The sequence below is a fragment of the Microbulbifer okhotskensis genome (genome assembly GCF_023895975.1).
GTDB lineage: Bacteria > Pseudomonadota > Gammaproteobacteria > Pseudomonadales > Cellvibrionaceae > Microbulbifer > Microbulbifer okhotskensis.
The window spans coordinates 1-364 of record NZ_JALBWM010000420.1; the positions used below are offsets into that span (position 1 = coordinate 1).

A 364-nucleotide genomic window follows, 5' to 3' on the forward strand; every position below is an offset into this window, starting at 1 on the left:
AGTATCTGGCCGTGGTTCCTACCTATTTCGCCCCTAAAACTGTCCGAAGTATTGTGTACAATTAAGTTATCGTGGATGGTTGGATCAGATTGAAAAGTGTTGGCCACATTATGATTTCCCACCTGAAATAATATTGCCTCATTATTATCCGCAAAAGTGTTGATGCTTATTGTCATAAACATGCCTACAGCGATAGAGGTTAATAACTTCATACCTATTCACCTACATCTACAGTTAACTGAATACTAAGTATTAACTGAAAATAATGAAACGCCATGATATGAAAGTACTAGTTAACTAGGAATAAGGTTGGTAGTGTTCAGAATTCTGTGTCATTTCTTTACTATTAGCAAAAAAGAGATGA

General features: G+C 35.4%; 1 protein-coding gene. It reads right to left on the minus strand.

What is annotated here, in order from left to right; all coding sequences use genetic code 11:
• A partial coding sequence (locus MO867_RS22755) for a hypothetical protein (protein ID WP_252473407.1) occupies positions 1-212 on the minus strand: 212 nt, incomplete at its 3' end.
• Positions 213-364: the final 152 nt, after the last annotated feature.